We start from the raw sequence: 17,656 nt of genomic DNA on the forward strand, positions 1-17,656 counted from the left end.
CGAGTGAGCGGGCGGTTGAACTCGCAGCTAACCCACTGTTTCTTGTTGACCCAAGGTCGGATCCCTGCCGACGCCGCGTGGAATAAACGACACTACCCAGGCGGTCAGCGACGTGACCCCGACCAGCAGACCGCGCACCAGCGGCGGCGCGTAGTCCGCCATACGCACATAGCCCCGGAAGCCCAGCGCCAACACGTCACGCAGGCTTTCGATCGGCCGGTCTTCAGGGAACCCGTCCTGCCACAGCGCCCAGGTATCGGCGCGGGCGAAGGTGCACTGAATGAAATCGATGTGTTCACGGGTGGAGAGGTCGACCAGGCGCACCCCCACCTTGTTGCCGAAGGCGCGCGTCACCACGCAGGGGAAGCTGTACTCCTGCTGGCCGCGCTTGAGCAGCAGCGAGGCTTTGTCGCCGTCTTTCAACGCGTTTTCCACCCGCATTTCGATGCCCACCCCGCCGTCGGAATAATCGCGCAGCGTGCAGGGATACAGATGGCCGTCGGCGCGCGCGATCGCCGCCGGCATGGCGATTTCCACGCGGTGCGCCTGACGCACTTGCTTGGCCTCCACCGCCACCGCCACCGCGCCGCCGAGAATGGTCATGTTGTACAACACCCACACCAGGCTGATGATCACCGTCATCACCTCGTCCGTCGGGCCATAGGCCAATCGCCAGACGCCAAACGCCAGCCCGGCCAGGTTCAGGACCACCAGGAACATGTAAGGGCGGGTGATCACCCAGTCGACGTGCTCTTCCTCCACCAGCCCACCCTTGGCGGTGACGTTGAATTTGCCTTTGTGCGGATTGAACAGCGCCACCGTTGTCGGCCGCGCGATATACCAAGCCAGCACCGTTTCATAGATTTCGCTCCAGAACGAATGGCGGTATTTCCCCTGGATACGCGAGTTGGTCAGGCTGGCGTGGATCATGTGCGGCAGCACGTAAAGCGCGATCGCCAGCGCCGGCGCGAAGATGATGTAGGCATGCAGCAGCAAAAATGCCAGCGGGGCGGTGAGGAAGATCAGCCGCGGAATGCCCGACAGGAAGTGCAGCATGGCGTTGGCGTAGCACAGGCGCTGCGCCAGTTTCAGCCCCTTGCCCAGCAGCGGGTTGTCGAGCCGGAAGATCTGCACCATGCCGCGCGCCCAGCGAATGCGCTGGCCGATGTGTGCCGACAGGCTTTCGGTCGCCAGCCCGGCGGCCTGCGGAATGCGGATATAGGCCGAGGTATGTCCACGCCGGTGCAAACGCAGCGAGGTATGGGCGTCTTCCGTGACGGTTTCCACCGCGATGCCGCCGATCTCGTCCAGCGCGCTGCGGCGCAGGATGGCGCAAGAACCGCAGAAGAAGGTGGCGTCCCACATGTCGTTGCCGTCCTGCACCAGCCCGTAGAACAAGGTGCCCTCGTTGGGCGTCTGGCGGAAACGCCCCAGGTTGCGCTCGAACGGGTCCGGCGAGAAGAAGTGGTGCGGGGTTTGCAGCATCGCCAGCTTTTTGTCTTTGAAGAACCAGCCCATGGTCAGTTGCAGGAAGGAACGCGTCGGGACGTGGTCGCAGTCGAAAATCGCCACGAAATCGCCGGTGGCCTGTTTCAGCGCATTGTTGATGTTGCCGGCCTTGGCGTGTTCGTGGGTCGGCCTGGCGATGTATTTCACCCCCACTTCGGCGGCGAACGCCCGGAATTCGGGGCGATTGCCGTCGTCGAGGAGATAGATATTCACCTTTTCCTTCGGCCAATCGATGCCCAGCGCCGCATAGAGGGTGGGCTTCACCACCCCGAGGTCTTCGTTATAGGTCGGCACCATCAGATCGATGGTCGGCCAGGTGGTGCTGTCTTCGGGCAACGGTACCGGCTGGCGGTTAAGCGGCCAGATAGTCTGGAAATAGCCCAGCACCAGCACCACCCAGGCGTAGGTTTCCGCCACCAGCAGCAACAGGCCGCACACCAGACTGAGCGGATCGTCCCAGTTCAGCGTGGCAGTATAACGCCACCACAGATAGCGACAGGAGACGGTCAGCGACAGCACGATCAGCATCAACGCAGGCAAACGCCCCGGCACCCGGCGCACCACCATCGCGATCCCCCACAGCAACACGACGAATACGAACTGCGCCGACAGATCGAACGGTTGCGAGATACACAGCATGGCGAGGATCGCCGCCAATACGCCGACCAGAATAAACAGCGCGCGCCGCAATCCACGGTTCATGCGGCCGAGGCGCTCTACCGAGCGCTGTTCCACACCGGCGTTTTTCAGCCGCTGCGGCAGGCCCTGCAGCCAATCGGCATAGCGCTGTTGCAGGCGGCGCCAACCGGCGAAATAGTCGCGCTGTACCGGCGCGCGGCCGCTGCGAAACAGCAGCAGCCACAGGCCCTGCAGCAGATAGCGCAGCGCATCCGCCGGGCGCGGGCGTTCGGCGGACAGATGCGGGAACCAATAAGCGCGGCCGGCGCGCACGCGCTGCCAGGCCGGTGACTCGAAGCGCAACAGCATCCACCCCAGCGCCACCAGCAGCGTGGCGAAAAAGGCCGTCAGCGCCGACGCGCCGTTGCGCCGATAGCCGCGGTAGCGCGTCTGCACCGCCTGACGCACCGGCGGCACCAGCAGCAGGCTCAGCACCCGGCTCATGGCGCAACGCCCCGCTTGAGGTTGATCAGACACCAGTTGGCCAGCGTCAGCACTTCATCCGCTGCCAGACTCTCGGGACGGTACTCGCCCAATGGCTGTTTGACCGCCAGCGCTTCCGCCAACGCTTCGTCGCGGTGGATCACCACCGGCAACAGGCCGCTCAGCGTTTGCAGCCACAGCTGATGCAGATCCTGCTGCAGCTGGCTGGCGGAGGAGTAGTGATTGACCAGGAAACGGCAGTCGTTCGGCAGCGTCTGCTGATGGAGCCGTACCTGACAGTTGGCGTCGGGGTTCAACAGCACGAACACGCTGTCGGCAAGCTGCAGCGCCTGCTGCGCCAGAACGCCGTCGCCGACCGGCACATCCAGCAGGATCCAGCGCTGCGGATCGCCGGCGATCAGTTGGCGCACATTGTCGCGCCAGCGTTCGGGCTGCTGCCGACACTGGTGCTGCACTTCCAGCCGTTCCGCCACATTCAGGCGACCAAACGGCAGAAAATCGAGGTTTTCACAATAACGCAGCGCGCCCTCCTGCCAGCCGCCGCCATCCTGTTCCGCGCGGGCCCAGCCGCGCGCCAGCTCGAACGGCGTGTTGAAATGCAGACGCAGCAGATTATCCGGCGTGAAATCGATCGCCAACACCGATTCACCCAGCTGCTGCAACGCCCAGGCGAGCGCCGCCGTGACCGACGTCGTCCCCATCCCACCCCGCAGCCCTTGCAGCGCAATCACCGGCATAGATCAGTGGCTCCCCGTGGTCAGCGCCAATTCGGCCAGCAGCGGCCAACGCGTCATCATTTGCGCCAATCGTTCCTGTCGCGAGATATCGACATAGCTTAATTTCGGCAATGAAAAAGCCTGGCTGAGCGCCTGCAGGTCATCCTGACTCTCCCCAGGCGCCGCTGCACGAAAATGGGTGGGTGCGTTATTCATTCTTCCGCCTTGGCGAAAATAGGCTATGTTAATTAACTATAGCAACGATACAAAAAGAGACAGGCAATAAGATGATTCTCAACAAATATTGTTGAATAGCGTCGGATATTTGTTATTGCCAGAGTAAAAATGGCTATCTTTAAATATAAACGCCTTTAGTCGGCTTTCAACGAAAGTAGAGCACACCCTATGGCGCACTCTTTTTCTCTAGGCATTCGGCAGATTTGGGAAGAGCTGTCGGTGATGCAGGCCCCCGGGCTTTATTGGATCAATATCGACAGGCAAAGCGACGCCGCGTTGCTGTGCCGCCAGGTCATCGCCGCCCAGCCGGCCACCCACAAAGTCGCCCTGATCTGCAGCGGCGATAAACCCGAAAGCTTGCTGGCCGAGCTGGCTTCGCCTGCTTTGCAAAAGCTGCCGCTGTATCAATTACCGGAGAAAAAAGCCGCGCTGACGCAGTTGAGCGACGATCTGATGCGCGCCCTACGGCCGCAACATCGCTTACTTATCCTGCTGGCCCACGCCAGCCTGTGGCAAACCTTCACCACCGAAGAGCTGCGCGAGTGGACGCGTACCCTCGCCGCCTGGCTGCGGCGGCAGGGCTGTACGCTGTTGATCCTCAGCCACGGCGGCGGCATCAATAAACTCAAGGGGCAGCTCAGCGCTCAGCATCGCATCCTGAACGGCCTGTCCAGCCTGCAATGGCAGCAGGACAGCGCGCAGTATCTGGTGAACTGGTGGAGCACCGAAAACGGCATCAACGCCAATCAGCTGCTGACGCTATACGCGGCACAGGGCGGCTGGCAGGGTGAAGATGAAAATAGCCAACCCTCCCCCACCGCCTTGCGCAGCGACGAAGGCCTGTATTTGGCCGAGCGCAGCATCCTGGAAGGTGCGCCGCCGCTGTCTGCCAACTGGCAACTGCTGGAAAGCAACGACGAGCTGGCGCAGCATGGCATGCTGCGGCTCTCGGCGACGTTGATTTTCGCGTTGTACCAAAGCGATCAAATCGATCACCTGGCGCACCAGATCCACACCCTGCGCCGCAGCCGCGGCAACGGGCTGAAAATCGCGGTGCGCGAGATGAGCGCCAGCCTGCGCTACAGCGACGAACGGCTGCTGCTGGCCTGCGGCGCCAACCTGATCGTGCCGCACGTCGCCCCGCTGTCGCGTTTTCTGACCATGCTGGAGGGCATCCAGGGGCAGCGCTTCTCACGCCATGTGCCCGCCGACATCGATGCGCTGCTGGCCGGTTTGCGCCCGCTGCAGCTTAAAGGCTATATGCGACCGGAACCGTTCAGCCAGGCGGTGCTTTCGCTGATGGGCAACACGCTGCTGCCCGAGGACGGCAAAGGGGTGATGGTGGCGTTGCGCCCGGCCACCGGCCTGCGCGCCGAACAGGCGATGACCCTGTGCCACCTGCGGCGCTTCGGCGACGTGATGACCGTGGTGCAGGGGCGGCTGGTGTTGTTCCTCTCCACCTGCCGCATCAACGATTTGGATACCGCGCTGAAGTTCATCTTCCGCCTGCCGGTGGATGAAGCCTTCAGCAACCGGGTGGTGTGGCACCAAGACGTCGATATCATTTCGGAAATCAAGCGTATGGCCCAAGGGCGCTGGCAGATTTCGGCCACCGGCACCGCCGGCACCGCGCCGCGCCCCAGCGTGGCGGCGGCCGAGGTGCCCGCAGAACGGCGGCAGCCGGTCGCCTTCACGCTGTCGCTCGGCCCGCAGGAGGAACCGCATGCTGAACCTTAACGACATCGTGCAACTGATCCTGCTGTGCGCGCTGATCTTCATCCCGCTGGGCTACGCCTTTCACCGGCGTTTTCCGCATTTGCGTCAATACTGGCAAAACCTGTTGTTATCGCCGCGCTATTTGAAATCCGCCGGTTTGTGGGTGCGCACAGGCTCCTCATCTCAGATTAAACGTAAGAAGCAGCCATGAATCCAAACTCGAAGACGCAATCCGATAACGCTCTGTGGCGCTACTGGCGTGGGCTGGGCGGCTGGAACCTCTACTTTCTGGCCAAATTCGCCCTGCTGTGGTTCGGCTATCTGAATTTCCACGCGCTGCCAAACCTGGTGTTCATGGCATTTCTGCTGATGCCGATCCCCTCACAGCGCCTGCACCGCTGGCGCCACTACCTCGCTATCCCGATCGGCATCGCGCTGTTCTACCACGATACCTGGTTGCCGGGCATCAACAGCATTCTCAGCCAGGGATCGCAGCTGACCGGCTTCAGCGCCCAGTATCTGCTGGAACTGACCAACCGCTTCATCAACTGGCAGATGGTCGGCGCCGCCTTCGTGCTGATTATCGCCTACCTGTTCGTCGCGCAGTGGATACGCGTCACGGTGTTCACCGTGGCGGCGCTGGTGTGGCTTAATATCGTCAACATCGCCGGGCCGGCGATCTCACTGCTGCCCGCCACCTCTACGGCCTCGGCCGGTGCCGCCAATACGCCGGCCACGTCCGCACCGGCGGCGGGGGACAGCGCGCCGGCAGACAGCCTCCCGCCGACCAGCGCCAACCTGACGGCCTACCTGAATCAGTTCTACGAGCGGGAAAAAGGCCGCGCCACCGCGTTCCCGGCCACCTTGCCCGCCGACGCCCAGCCGTTCGATCTGCTGGTGATCAACATCTGTTCGCTGGCCTGGGCCGATATGGAGGCGGTCAACCTGCAGAATCACCCGCTGTGGTCGAAGATGGACATCATGTTCGACAGCTTCAACTCGGCCACCGCCTACAGCGGCCCGGCGGCCATCCGCCTGCTGCGCGCCAGCTGCGGCCAGCTTTCGCATCACGATCTGTACCAGCCGGTGAACCAGCAGTGTTACCTGTTCGACAACCTGGCGAAGCTCGGCTTCAAGGAACAGCTGATGCTCGATCACTCCGGGGTATTCGGCAACTTCCTGAAAGAGCTGCGCGAACAGGGCGATATGCAGGCACCGCTGATGTCGCAGGCCGGCATCGGCAACGAGCTGACGTCGTTCGACGGTGAACCGATTTATAACGATCTCGAATTGCTGACCCGCTGGCTGGATCAGCAGCAAAAAGCCGGCGACGGCCGCACCGCCACCTTCTTCAACATCATTCCGCTGCACGACGGCAACCGCTTCGTCGGCGCCAACAAGAGCGCCGACTACCAACCGCGCGCGCAGAAGTTGTTCGATCAGCTGAACACCTTCCTCGATCAGCTGGAGAAATCCGGCCGCAAAGTAGTGGTGGTGATCGTGCCGGAACACGGGGCGGCGTTGGTGGGCGACAAGATGCAAATGTCCGGCCTGCGCGACATCCCCAGCCCGAACATCACCCATACGCCGGTCGGCATCAAACTGGTGGGCATGAAGGCGCCGCATCAGGGCAGTCCGTTGCAGATCAAGACGCCGAGCAGCTATCTGGCGCTGTCGGAACTGGTGTCGCGCCTGGTGGACGGCAAAGTGTTCAGCGAGTCCAGCGTCGACTGGCAGGCGCTGACGCAGGGGCTGCCACAGACCCCGGTCATCTCCGAAAATGACAACGCCATCGTCATGCAATATCAGGGCAAACCCTACATTCGCTTGAACGGCGGTGACTGGGTGCCTTATCCGCAATAAACGCGGCTTCATCAACCAAAGCACGCCGCCGGCGTGCTTTTTTTTAGGGTTTTTATAATAAAAAACGGCGGCGCTTATCGGGCAAAAAAACGTTATTAATAACAAGTCGTTAAATTCTATTATTCGACAATTATCAATATAAGAAGATTCTTAAAAAATAACATTTACTAAACCTGGCGAGGACATTCATTAAAATAGCGGCTTATGACGACTGCTTATTGATCAACCCTTTGATTGAATAATAAAAAACGCCGGCATTATGCCGGCGTGAGTTTACGCAATGCCATCCGATGCCTTATGCCCCCGGATGTTCGTCCTGATCGACCGCGAAGCAGGCCACCATCTGCTCACCGTACTGCTTCAGCTGCGGCTGCAGCTGCACGCAGGTGCCGAAAGCGCGGCGGCAGCGGGCGTTGAACGCACAGCCCGGCGGCGGGTTCATCGGGCTGGGCAGTTCGCCGGTCAGCTTGATGCGCTCGCGGCGCATATCCGGGTTCAACCGCGGCGTCGCCGACAGCAGCGCCTGGGTGTAAGGATGGCGCGGGTTGTTGAAGATCGCCTCTTTGCTGCCCTTTTCCACGCAGCGACCGAGGTACATCACCATCACCTCGTCGGCGATGTGTTCCACCACCGACAGATCGTGCGAGATGAACACATAGGACAGCCCCAGCTCCTGCTGCAGATCCATCATCAGGTTCAGCACCTGCGCGCGCACCGACACGTCCAATGCCGACACCGGCTCATCGGCGATCACCACGTCCGGGTTCAGCATCAGCCCGCGGGCGATGGCGATACGCTGACGCTGGCCGCCGGAGAACATGTGCGGGTAGCGGTCATAATGCTCGGTCTTCAGGCCGACCTTCGCCATCATCTCCAGCGCTTTTTCCCGCCGTTCGGCGGCGCTGAGCGAGGTATTGATCAACAACGGCTCCTCGAGGATCTGCCCGACCTTCTTGCGCGGGTTGAGCGATCCGTAAGGATTCTGGAACACGATTTGGATCTTCTGACGCCGCAGTTTCTCGGCCGAGACGTCCGGCTTCAGCAGATCCTGCCCCTGGTAGTACAGCTCGCCGCCGGTCGGCACTTCGATCATCGTCAGCAGGCGGCCGAGCGTCGATTTGCCGCAGCCCGATTCGCCGACCACCGCCAGCGTTTTGCCGCGCTCCAGGGTGAAGGACACGCCGTCGAGCGCCTTGACCAGCCGCTCCGGCGCGAACAGGCCCTTTTTCACCGGGTAATGCTTCTTCAGGTCAATCGCCTGCAGTAAAGGTTGATTCTGGCTCATACGGTCGGCCTCCCCGCATCATCCAGCGGTGTGTGACATTTAACCTGACGGCCGGGAATGCTGCGCAGTTCCGGCTCCTCGTTACGGCAGCGCTCGTTGGCGTACGGACAACGCGGATTGAGCAGGCAGCCGGTCGGGCGATCGTATTTGCCCGGCACCACGCCCGGCAGCGAAGCCAGCCGCGCCTTGTCGGCGGCAAACTCCGGCAGCGCGCGCAGCAGTGCCTGGGTGTATGGGTGGCGCGGCGCGCGGAAAATCTCCGCCGCCTTGCCGGATTCCACCACCTGGCCGGCGTACATCACGATGATGTGATGCGCGGCTTCCGCCACCAGCGCCAGATCGTGGGTGATCAGCAGCAGCGCCATGTTTTCGCGCTGCTGCAGGTCCAGCAACAGCTCGATGATCTGCGCCTGGATGGTCACGTCGAGCGCGGTCGTCGGCTCATCGGCGATCAACAGCTTCGGCCGACAGGCGATGGCCATGGCGATCATTACGCGCTGGCTCATGCCGCCGGAAAGCTGGTGCGGGTATACGTCCAGCCGCGAAGCCGGATCGGGAATGCCGACCTGCGTCAGCAGATCGATAGCGCGCTGGCGGCGTGTGCGACGGTTGCCGCCCTGATGCACCTTCAGCGCTTCCATGATCTGATAACCGACGGTGTAGCACGGGTTCAGGCTGGTCATCGGATCCTGGAAGATCATCGCCACTTCGGAACCCACCAGCTGGCGGCGCTCCTTTTCGGAGATCTTGCGCAGATCCTGGCCGTTGAACTCCAGCTTGTCGGCCATCACCTTGCCGGGAAAATCGATCAGGCCCATGATCGCCAGCGAGCTGACGGATTTGCCGGAGCCGGACTCGCCGACGATACCGACCACCTGACCTTGATCCACGCTGTAACTGATACGGTCTACCGCGCGGAACGGGGTACCTTCGTCACCGAAGTGCACCGAAAGCTTGTCTACATTCAATAACGCCATCTCTCTCGTCCTCTGTTACTGCTTGAGTTTGGGGTCGAGAGCGTCACGCAAACCGTCCCCCATCAGGTTAAATGCCAGCACCGTCAGCAGGATCGCCACGCCGGGGAAGGTCACTACCCACCAGGCGCTTTGCGCGAACTGCAGCACGTCGGAGAGCATGGTGCCCCACTCCGGCGTCGGCGGTTGCGCGCCCATGCCCAGGAAGCCGAGAGCGGCCATGTCCAGAATGGCGTTCGAGAAACCGAGAGAAGCCTGAACGATCAAGGGCGCCAGGCAGTTAGGCAGAATGTTGACGAACATCTGACGCAGCGCACCGGCGCCCGCCACCCGCGAAGCGGTGACGTAATCGCGGTTCACTTCCGCCAGCACCGCCGCGCGCGTCAGACGCACATAGTGCGGCAAGGCGACGAAGGTCAGCGCCAGCGAGGCGTTGACGATCGACGGCCCGAATACCGCCACCAGCACCAACGCCAGCAGCAGGCTCGGCAGGGCCAGCATGATGTCGACGACGCGCATGATCACCGCGTCCACCGCGCCGCCGAAGTAGCCGGCCAGCAGGCCGAGCACCACGCCCATGATCAGCGACAGCACCACCACCAGGCAGCCGACCAGCAGCGACAGGCGCGCACCGTACATCAGGCGCGACAACACGTCGCGGCCCACGTCGTCGGTACCGAGGAGATATTGCCAGCTGCCGCCCTCTTGCCACACCGGCGGCTTGAGCAGCGCGTCGCGGAACTGGTCCGCCGGCGCATGCGGCGCCAGCACCCCGGCGCCGAGCGCGATCACCAGCATCAGAACGATATACACCAGGCCGACCACGGCCCCTTTATTGCGCTTGAAATAGTGCCAGAACTCCTGAAACGGGGTCATTGGCTTCGGCGCACCTTTAACTGCAGACTCAGTGATTTGAGACATGAGAGCGCCCCTTATTTCTTGTGGCGAATACGCGGGTTGACCACGCCGTAGAGCACGTCTACCAGCAGGTTAACCAGAATGATCATACAGGCGACCAGCAACACCCCGCCCTGCACCACCGGGTAATCGCGGCGCTGCAGCGCGTCGATCAGCCAGCGGCCCAGTCCCGGCCAGGAGAAGATGGTTTCGGTCAGAATGGCGCCGGCCAGCATGGTGCCGACCTGCAGCCCGATCACCGTCACCACCGGCAGCAGCGCGTTGCGCAGCGCGTGAACGACGATCACCCGCATGCGGCTCACGCCCTTGGCGCGCGCGGTGCGGATATAGTCTTCGCCCAACACTTCCAACATCGAGGAGCGGGTCATGCGCACGATCACCGCCAGCGGGATGGTGCCCAGCACGATAGCCGGCAGGATCATGTGCATCACCGCGTCGATAAAGTCGCCCGGCTCGCCCCAGATCAGGGTGTCTATCAGCATGAAGCCGGTCAGCGGATGGCTGTCGTCGAGGAATACCGTGTCGCTGATGCGCCCCGACACCGGCGTCAGGTTAAGCTGCACCGACACCAGCATGATCAGCATCATGCCCCACCAGAAAATCGGCATCGAATAGCCGGTCAGCGAGATGCCCACCGCCGTGTGATCGAAGACCGAGCCGCGTTTGACCGCCGCCAGCACCCCAACCGGGATGCCTACCAGCACCGCGAAAAGCATCGCGCAGAAGCCCAGCTCCAGCGTGGCCTGAAAGCGCGGAACGAACTCGCTCCAGACGGAGATGCGACTTTTGAGTGAGGTGCCCAGATCGCCGTGCAGCACGTTGGACACGTAGGAGAAATATTGTTGATAGAGCGGCTTGTCCAGCCCCATTTCCGCCATCAGCTGCGCGTGGCGCTCGGCGGAGATACCGCGTTCCCCGGCCATGATGGTCACCGGGTCGCCGGGGATCATATGGACGAATGCAAAAGTCAGCAAGGTAATGCCGATAAACGTTGGGATAACTAACCCCAAACGTCGGAGTATGAACTGCAACATATCCCGAACTCTCTGTATCAATGCCCGGCAGCTCATCGTCCGCCAGGCTTATTAACGCTCACATGCCTTTGAACGATTCGACGGCCATACGCCGGAGACTGGTCAGCAGGGGCGCAAACCTGTTGCGCCCCTGCAAGTCCATTCGTGCGTCTCCGGTAAAGCGGTCGAAATCAGTCTACAGAGACATTCTCGAAGTGATGCTTACCGAGCGGATCCACGACGTAGCCTTTCACTTCCTTACGCACAGGCTCGTACACGGTGGAGTGTGCGACAATCAGCGCCGGAGCCTGATCGTGCATCACCACCTGCGCCTGTTTGTACAGTTCGATGCGCTTGTCGTGGTTGGATTCGGCGCGCGCCGGTTGAATCAGATCTTCAAACGGCTTGTAGCACCAGCGGGAGTAGTTGGAGCCGTCTTTCGCCGCCGCACAGCTGAACAGCGTGGCGAAGAAGTTATCCGGATCCCCGTTGTCGCCGGTCCAGCCCATCATCACCGTCTGGTGCTCGCCCGCTTTGGCGCGCTTGAGGTATTCACCCCACTCATAGGTCACGATTTTGGCTTTCACGCCGATCTTGGCCCAGTCGGCCTGGATCATTTCCGCCATGCGGCGCGCGTTCGGGTTGTAAGGACGCTGTACCGGCATCGCCCACAGGTCGATGCTGAAACCGTCGGCCATGCCCGCTTCTTTCAACAGTGCTTTCGCCTTGGCCGGATCGTAAGCGTAATCCTGCACCGCGTCGTTATAGCCCCACATGGTCGGCGGGATCAGGTTCTTGGCCGCCTGGCCCGCGCCCTGATAAACCGCATCGATGATCGCCTGCTTGTTGACCGCCATGGTCAACGCCTGGCGCACTTTCAGGTTATCCAGCGGCTTTTTCTCGACGTTGAACGACAGGTAACCCACGTTCAGGCCCGGCTGTTCCATCAGGTTGATGGACTTGTCTTGTTTCATGCGGGCGATATCGGCCGGGTTCGGGTACGGCATCACCTGGCACTCGTTTTTCTGCAGTTTAGCGTAACGCACGGAGGCATCAGGCGTGATGGAGAACACCAGGCGATCGATCTTCGGCTTGGTGCCCCAGAAACCGTCGAACGCCTTGTACAGGATCTTGGAGTCTTTCTGGTATTGCAGCAGCTGGAACGGCCCGGTGCCGATCGGGTTCAGGTCGACTTTTTCCGGCGTGCCGGCTTTCATCATCACGTCAGCGTATTCTGCGGACAGGATGGACGCGAAGTCCATACCCAGGTCAGCCAGGAACGGCGCTTCCGGGCGGTTCAGCACGAAGCGCACGGTGTTGTCGTCCACTTTTTCGATCTTGGCGATCAGCTTAGGCATGTCCATGCCTTCAAAGTATTCGTAACTGCCACCGGACACTTTGTGATAGGCGTTGTTCGCATCCAACTGGCGTTCAAAGGAGAACACCACGTCGTCGGCGTTGAAATCACGCGTCGGTTTGAAGTCTTTATTGCTCTGCCACTTCACGCCTTTGCGCAGGTGGAAGGTGTAGGTTTTGCCGTCTTCGCTGACGTCCCACTTCTCAGCCAGGCCCGGCTGCAGTTCGGTGGTGCCGATTTTGAATTCGACCAGGCGGTTGTAGATCGGTACCGAGCTGGCGTCGTAGGTGGTGCCGGAGGTGAACAGCTGCGGGTTGAACCCTTCCGGGGAACCTTCAGAACAGTAAACCAACGTCTTGGCCTGTACGCTGGCCGCCACGGTCAGCGCGATCAGCCCAATACCGAATTTCAGAATCCCCGATTTACCCAAGGAACGTGTCATCGTTAGTGCTCCATTGTGTGATGTGATGTGTGTAATTGCCGCCAGACCTGTATTTTTTATTGCGTGGCCTGTGCGATCGGCGCCCGAAGGCAGAAGGCGTACGAGGAGAGAATGCCGGATGGAACGCATCGCGGCGGGGACGTCTGAGCGCGTGGAATTCACTCAAACAACTCTCGCTCTTACCCCTGAGGCTATCAAGTTGCCAACTGTTTGGGGTGTCGTCAATATAACCAGTGGGGATTTACGCAGACTGTGAGAAACAGCAAACAAACATAAAAAAAACCTTTTGTTAACAGTTCCAGCATGAAAACTTATGCTAAGCGGTCATTTTTAGCGCATTGGTCTGACCCTCACAAACTTACTGGTTTTTAACTCCGTTAAAAAACCCCAAAACTTTGTTGCTGAATGATGAATATCTGAACGGTTATTTTTGTGATCGCCGTTAAAGACAGGAGGAAATGCTGAGGGATTACCCAAAAGGGTGAGTCCGATGAGCGCGTTTTGCATCGGGCAGGCCCACAATCTGTGCGGCGTAAAAAAACTTTCGGCGGTGAAAAAGCCGGGGGCGAAAGGATATCCCCCGGCAACGCACTGCAACCGATTATTGAACGCCGGCGCTGTTGCCCAGGCTGGCGTTCATGCTGTTGAGAATATCGCCGTTGTCCGCGTCGATCTCCCAGGAGAACAGGCCGCCCAACTGCTTATCCAACACGTACTGGCCTTTGGCCTGCACCGAGCGGGCATCGTCGAAGGTGATCAGATCGCCGGTGGAAGGCTTGAACACGTAAGGCGCTTCCGCCGTGGCGTCGTAGGTGTACTGCCACTCGCCGCTCATGAACTGGCTGGCGATTTGGCGGTAGTCCACGATCCCGTTCTCCCAAGTGCCTTTAACCGGCCCGGTGGAGGTGCCGGTAAACGGAATATTGTTCTGGTAGCCGTTCACCCCGGTCCAGCCGCGGCCATACATGGCGGTGCCGACCACGATCTTGCCCGGCTTGACGCCCTGCGCCAGCAGCGCATTCACGCCGTTCACCGTGGTGTAGGCGGTATCCGGTTTCCAGGCCGGCGCATTCAGCGCGGTCTGATGCCCCAGGTTCTTCAGATCGAAGGCGCCGTAGAAGTCGTAGCTCATCAGGAAGATGTGATCCATCGAGTTCTGCGCGACGTTGTAAGCCACCTTATCGATCTTGTCCTTGCCGGCGCTGATGGCGGAGGTCAGCTCATACTTGCGGCCGGTTTCCGCCGACAGCTGATCCAGCATCGCCCGCAGCTCCTTCATCAACAGCACATAGGTTTCCCCGTCCTGCGAGCTGCCCAGGTTAGGGTTAGCGCCTTTGCCGCCCGGGAACTCCCAGTCGATATCCACACCGTCGAAGAACTTCCAGGTCTGCAGGAACTCTTTCACCGAGCCGACGAAGCGATCGCGCTTCACCTTGTCACCCATGAAGAAGAACGGGTCGGACAACGTCCAGCCGCCGATCGACGGCAGAATTTTCAGGTCAGGACGCGCCTGCTTCAGCGCCATCAGCTGGCCGAAGTTGCCCTTGTAGGGGTCATCCCAGGCGGTGACGCCCTTCTGCGCTTTTTGCAGCGCGGCGAACGGATCGTGGATCGAGACTTTGAAGTCCTCCCGGCCCTGACAGGAGCGCTGCAACGCCTGGAAACTGCCTTCGATCTCTTTCAGGCTGTCGTTGATGCCGTTGCCGCCGCAGATCGGGATAAAGCCGTACAGCAGGTGGGTCAGGTTTTGCGCCGGGATCTTGTCGACGGTGAAATTGCGCCCGTAAACGCCCCACTCGACGAAATAAGAACCGACGACTTTTCCGGAGTTTTGTTTATAAGGTTTGTTCTTTTCCAGCAGCGGCTCTTTCAACGGCGCCAAATGGCTACCGTCGGTATCGGCCACCACAATTTCGGTGGCGTCGCTGGCGGTGCAGCCGTCGGCATTACATAGTGCCACCTGCATTTGATAACGGCCGCCTTTATTCACTTTAAAATTCGCCGTACCGGAAGAACCGGTTGAAGGGCCGCTCCACGCCTCTTTGCCATTTAATAAAATTTTTGCCGTCGTACCGGTGTCGCCATTCCATAAATTCCAGGAGACAGAAACGTCGGCGGCATTTTTTACCTTCACCAGATTATTATAAGCGGTGGCCGCCTGATCGACTTCGACAATGGCGAACTTGGTGTTGCCCCAGGCGATGGTCGGCTTGCCCGGCGCGGCGGCCTGCGCCGCGGAACACAGCGTACTGCCGATCAACAGCGCCAACAGCGGTTTATTAAATTTGCGCATAACTGATTCCTTTATTCCGAGAGGATAAACATAAAAGAGTTAATCGTCGCTACGCATTGCCGAAGCGAAAAAATTCCGCAATAATCCACGAAGATTAACGTTAATAAATAATCACGGTATTTCCCACGCGACGGGAATAAGAGTTCCCGCGTTGTCCATTTAGACTATAGGTAAAAAAAACGTGAAAACAAGAGCGCTATCAATCGGGTTTTATTTGGCAAGTATGAATTTATTTAAACATGAAAATAAGAACCTAATGGGAATAAGGAGTGTGAATTAATTAAGCGTAAAGGATAAATATATTTCACGAGGACGGCAGATTGAGGCACGCCATAAAGCGAAGCCGATCGTAGCGAGGAGGTACTCATCCTCATAAACGACAGGCGAAAAAAAACCTGCTTTAAAAAGCAGGTTTTTCGAATGGTGGTCGGCGAGAGAGGATTACGCGCATCTTTGATGCGCGCCCTACGGGCCGTTGCTAAAGCAACGTTGTCTCGCTTCGCGAGGCTCGAACCTCCTGCGGAGGTGCTCATCCTCATAAACTGCAGGCGAAAAAAAACCTGCTTTAAAAAGCAGGTTTTTCGAATGGTGGTCGGCGAGAGAGGATTCGAACCTCCGACCCACTGGTCCCAAACCAGTTGCGCTACCAAGCTGCGCTACTCGCCGATGCGGGGCGCATCTTACTGCTGGCGGTTATAGGCGTCAATCACTTTTTTGCCCCTGCATTTCAAGTGATGATAAAAGCGCCATAATGCGCTGCGCCGGGGGCTGCGCAGCGTATTTTACTCAGGCGTTGGCCGGTTTCAGCGCCGGCGTCTGCGCACGCAGGAACGGCAACAGGAACAGCGCTGACAGGCAAGCGGCGATGGAAATCACCACGAAGAAGCCGTTCCAATGCCAAATCTCCATCACCCGTGCAATCGGGTAGCCGGACAGCGCCGCGCCCAGGTAGGCGAACAGGCCGACGAAACCGGTCGCCGCGCCCGCCGCATCCTTGTGCGAGCACTCCGCCGCCGCCATGCCGATCAGCATCTGCGGGCCAAAGATGAAGAAGCCGATGGCGAAGAAGCAGCAGGCCTGCAGCAGGTAGGTCACGCCCGGCATCAGCCACAGCGCCGCCACCGACAGGAAGATACCGATGGCGAAGATCAGGTTCATCGGGCCGCGGTTGCCGCGGAACAGCTTATCGGAACCCCAACCGGCCACCAGTGAACCGATAAAACCGCCCACTTCAAACAGCGAGATGGCTGAGTTGGCGGTCATCAGCGAATAGCCCTTTTCCTGCGTCAGATAGAGGTTGCCCCAGTCGTTGATCGCGGTGCGCACGATATACACCAGCACGTAAGAAACCGCCAGCAGCCAGATGTACTTGTTGGTCAGCACGTAGCGTTTGATGATCTCGCGGTTGCTCAGCCCCTGGCCTTCCGATTCCTGCACCAGCTCCATGGCGTCGTTACGCCATTTGCCGACGCTCGGCAGCCCCAGGGTGGATGGCTTGTCGCGCAGGCGCCAGCACATCAGCAGGCCAAGCACCACGCCGATGATACCGGGAATGATCATGCCGTAACGCCAGCTGAAGTGCAGCGAGATAAAGCCCACCAGCAGCGGGATCAGCGCCCCACCAACGTTGTGCGAGGTGTTCCAGATCGCCCACCAGCTGCCGCGCTCGGAGCGCGAATACCAGCTGGTGAGGATTTTCGAGCACGGCGGCCAGCCCCAGCCCTGGAAGAAGGCGTTGAGGATCCACAGCGTGCCCAGCATCAGCAGCGACGAGCTGAGGCCGAAGAAGATATTCAGCACCCCGGTCATGATCAGACCCAGCCCCATAAAGTAACGCGGGTTGGAGCGATCGCTGATCATGCCGGAAATGAATTTCGAGCAGCCGTAGGTGATGTAGAACAGCGTGCCGAGGATGCCGACGTCGGACATCGTCAGGCCCAGATCGCTCAGCATCGCCGGCATGATGAAGTTGAAGCTTTTGCGCGTGAAGTAAAACGCGGCGTAGCCGATGTACATGGTGCACATCAGCTGGATGCGCCAGTATTTGTAGCTGGCGTCGATCTGCCGTTGATCGGTGACCTGCGGCGCGTCCGAGCGGCTTTTAAGGAAAGACCACATGTGGAACCTCAGAGGATTGAATAAAGTGCCGCTATGATGCTCCCCGCGCGCGCGGGAGGCTTACGCCAGATTCCCGACGCGGTTAGGAGTTTT

At 60.0% G+C, this 17,656-nt stretch carries 13 protein-coding genes, 1 tRNA gene and 1 other RNA gene; 3 read left to right on the forward strand and 12 right to left on the reverse strand.

Going from position 1 to position 17,656, the window contains the following annotated elements:
* Positions 1 to 27: 27 nt before the first annotated feature.
* The 3 genes from bcsA to bcsR are packed head-to-tail and all read right to left on the reverse strand — an operon-like array spanning position 28 to position 3,563.
* Complete coding sequence (gene bcsA / locus FHU12_RS21665; RefSeq protein ID WP_141971722.1) at positions 28 to 2,631, reverse strand: UDP-forming cellulose synthase catalytic subunit; 2,604 nt, start codon at positions 2,629 to 2,631, stop codon at positions 28 to 30.
* Positions 2,628 to 3,368 (reverse strand): cellulose biosynthesis protein BcsQ, encoded by a 741-nt coding sequence (gene bcsQ, locus FHU12_RS21670; RefSeq protein WP_141971724.1) that lies wholly within the window; start codon positions 3,366 to 3,368, stop codon positions 2,628 to 2,630. The genes bcsA and bcsQ overlap by 4 nt, the downstream gene beginning before the upstream one ends.
* A 3-nt stretch (positions 3,369 to 3,371) precedes the next feature.
* Positions 3,372 to 3,563, reverse strand: coding sequence for a cellulose biosynthesis protein BcsR (gene bcsR, locus FHU12_RS21675; RefSeq protein WP_141971726.1), 192 nt, complete (start codon positions 3,561 to 3,563; stop codon positions 3,372 to 3,374).
* 189 nt (positions 3,564 to 3,752) lie between these two features.
* On the opposite strand from bcsR, the gene bcsE reads away from it, so the two are divergent.
* Genes bcsE through bcsG form a run of 3 tightly spaced genes read left to right on the forward strand, consistent with a single transcriptional unit; the run spans position 3,753 to position 7,163 of the window.
* Positions 3,753 to 5,321, forward strand: coding sequence for a cellulose biosynthesis protein BcsE (gene bcsE, locus FHU12_RS21680; RefSeq protein ID WP_141971728.1), 1,569 nt, complete (start codon positions 3,753 to 3,755; stop codon positions 5,319 to 5,321).
* Positions 5,308 to 5,511 carry a cellulose biosynthesis protein BcsF gene (gene bcsF, locus FHU12_RS21685; protein WP_004934139.1) on the forward strand — a complete coding sequence of 68 codons (204 nt, stop codon included), beginning with the start codon at positions 5,308 to 5,310 and terminating at the stop codon, positions 5,509 to 5,511. Before bcsE ends, bcsF begins: the two co-directional genes overlap by 14 nt.
* Entirely contained in the window at positions 5,508 to 7,163 is a 1,656-nt protein-coding gene (gene bcsG / locus FHU12_RS21690) for a cellulose biosynthesis protein BcsG (protein ID WP_141971731.1), read from the forward strand. Before bcsF ends, bcsG begins: the two co-directional genes overlap by 4 nt.
* Positions 7,164 to 7,458: 295 nt before the next feature.
* On the opposite strand, the gene dppF is transcribed toward bcsG, so the two are convergent.
* The 9 genes from dppF to FHU12_RS21735 form a co-directional block, all read right to left on the reverse strand.
* Positions 7,459 to 8,448 (reverse strand): dipeptide ABC transporter ATP-binding subunit DppF, encoded by a 990-nt coding sequence (gene dppF / locus FHU12_RS21695; RefSeq protein ID WP_015376237.1) that lies wholly within the window; start codon positions 8,446 to 8,448, stop codon positions 7,459 to 7,461.
* On the reverse strand, positions 8,445 to 9,425 hold the full coding sequence (gene dppD, locus FHU12_RS21700) for a dipeptide ABC transporter ATP-binding protein (protein ID WP_033645058.1): 981 nt from the start codon (positions 9,423 to 9,425) through the stop codon (positions 8,445 to 8,447). The genes dppF and dppD overlap by 4 nt, the downstream gene beginning before the upstream one ends.
* A gap of 15 nt (positions 9,426 to 9,440) precedes the next feature.
* Positions 9,441 to 10,343, reverse strand: coding sequence for a dipeptide ABC transporter permease DppC (gene dppC, locus FHU12_RS21705; RefSeq protein WP_141971733.1), 903 nt, complete (start codon positions 10,341 to 10,343; stop codon positions 9,441 to 9,443).
* Positions 10,344 to 10,354: 11 nt separating this feature from the next.
* Positions 10,355 to 11,374 (reverse strand): dipeptide ABC transporter permease DppB, encoded by a 1,020-nt coding sequence (gene dppB, locus FHU12_RS21710; protein ID WP_043129106.1) that lies wholly within the window; start codon positions 11,372 to 11,374, stop codon positions 10,355 to 10,357.
* Positions 11,375 to 11,544: 170 nt separating this feature from the next.
* Entirely contained in the window at positions 11,545 to 13,152 is a 1,608-nt protein-coding gene (gene dppA, locus FHU12_RS21715; RefSeq protein ID WP_107227504.1) for a dipeptide ABC transporter periplasmic-binding protein DppA, read from the reverse strand.
* Between the two features lie 601 nt (positions 13,153 to 13,753).
* Entirely contained in the window at positions 13,754 to 15,445 is a 1,692-nt protein-coding gene (chiA, locus tag FHU12_RS21720; RefSeq protein WP_141971735.1) for a chitinase ChiA, read from the reverse strand.
* 424 nt (positions 15,446 to 15,869) lie between these two features.
* Positions 15,870 to 15,998: non-coding RNA, RtT sRNA (locus FHU12_RS21725), on the reverse strand.
* Positions 15,999 to 16,034: 36 nt separating this feature from the next.
* Positions 16,035 to 16,111, reverse strand: a tRNA-Pro gene (locus FHU12_RS21730).
* Between the two features lie 120 nt (positions 16,112 to 16,231).
* On the reverse strand, positions 16,232 to 17,563 hold the full coding sequence (locus FHU12_RS21735) for an MFS transporter (RefSeq protein WP_089181519.1): 1,332 nt from the start codon (positions 17,561 to 17,563) through the stop codon (positions 16,232 to 16,234).
* Between the last annotated feature and the right edge of the window lie 93 nt (positions 17,564 to 17,656).

This window comes from Serratia marcescens (assembly GCF_006715005.1).
Taxonomy (GTDB): domain Bacteria; phylum Pseudomonadota; class Gammaproteobacteria; order Enterobacterales; family Enterobacteriaceae; genus Serratia; species Serratia montpellierensis.

What these genes read in the sequence shown, in the direction of transcription:
- bcsA (WP_141971722.1), bottom strand. Translation starts at nt 2,631, where the DNA reads ATGAGCCGGGTGCTGAGCCTGCTGCTGGTGCCGCCGGTGCGTCAGGCG.
- bcsQ (WP_141971724.1), bottom strand. Translation starts at nt 3,368, where the DNA reads ATGCCGGTGATTGCGCTGCAAGGGCTGCGGGGTGGGATGGGGACGACG.
- bcsR (WP_141971726.1), bottom strand. Translation starts at nt 3,563, where the DNA reads ATGAATAACGCACCCACCCATTTTCGTGCAGCGGCGCCTGGGGAGAGT.
- bcsE (WP_141971728.1), top strand. Translation starts at nt 3,753, where the DNA reads ATGGCGCACTCTTTTTCTCTAGGCATTCGGCAGATTTGGGAAGAGCTG.
- bcsF (WP_004934139.1), top strand. Translation starts at nt 5,308, where the DNA reads ATGCTGAACCTTAACGACATCGTGCAACTGATCCTGCTGTGCGCGCTG.
- bcsG (WP_141971731.1), top strand. Translation starts at nt 5,508, where the DNA reads ATGAATCCAAACTCGAAGACGCAATCCGATAACGCTCTGTGGCGCTAC.
- dppF (WP_015376237.1), bottom strand. Translation starts at nt 8,448, where the DNA reads ATGAGCCAGAATCAACCTTTACTGCAGGCGATTGACCTGAAGAAGCAT.
- dppD (WP_033645058.1), bottom strand. Translation starts at nt 9,425, where the DNA reads ATGGCGTTATTGAATGTAGACAAGCTTTCGGTGCACTTCGGTGACGAA.
- dppC (WP_141971733.1), bottom strand. Translation starts at nt 10,343, where the DNA reads ATGTCTCAAATCACTGAGTCTGCAGTTAAAGGTGCGCCGAAGCCAATG.
- dppB (WP_043129106.1), bottom strand. Translation starts at nt 11,374, where the DNA reads ATGTTGCAGTTCATACTCCGACGTTTGGGGTTAGTTATCCCAACGTTT.
- dppA (WP_107227504.1), bottom strand. Translation starts at nt 13,152, where the DNA reads ATGACACGTTCCTTGGGTAAATCGGGGATTCTGAAATTCGGTATTGGG.
- chiA (WP_141971735.1), bottom strand. Translation starts at nt 15,445, where the DNA reads ATGCGCAAATTTAATAAACCGCTGTTGGCGCTGTTGATCGGCAGTACG.
- FHU12_RS21735 (WP_089181519.1), bottom strand. Translation starts at nt 17,563, where the DNA reads ATGTGGTCTTTCCTTAAAAGCCGCTCGGACGCGCCGCAGGTCACCGAT.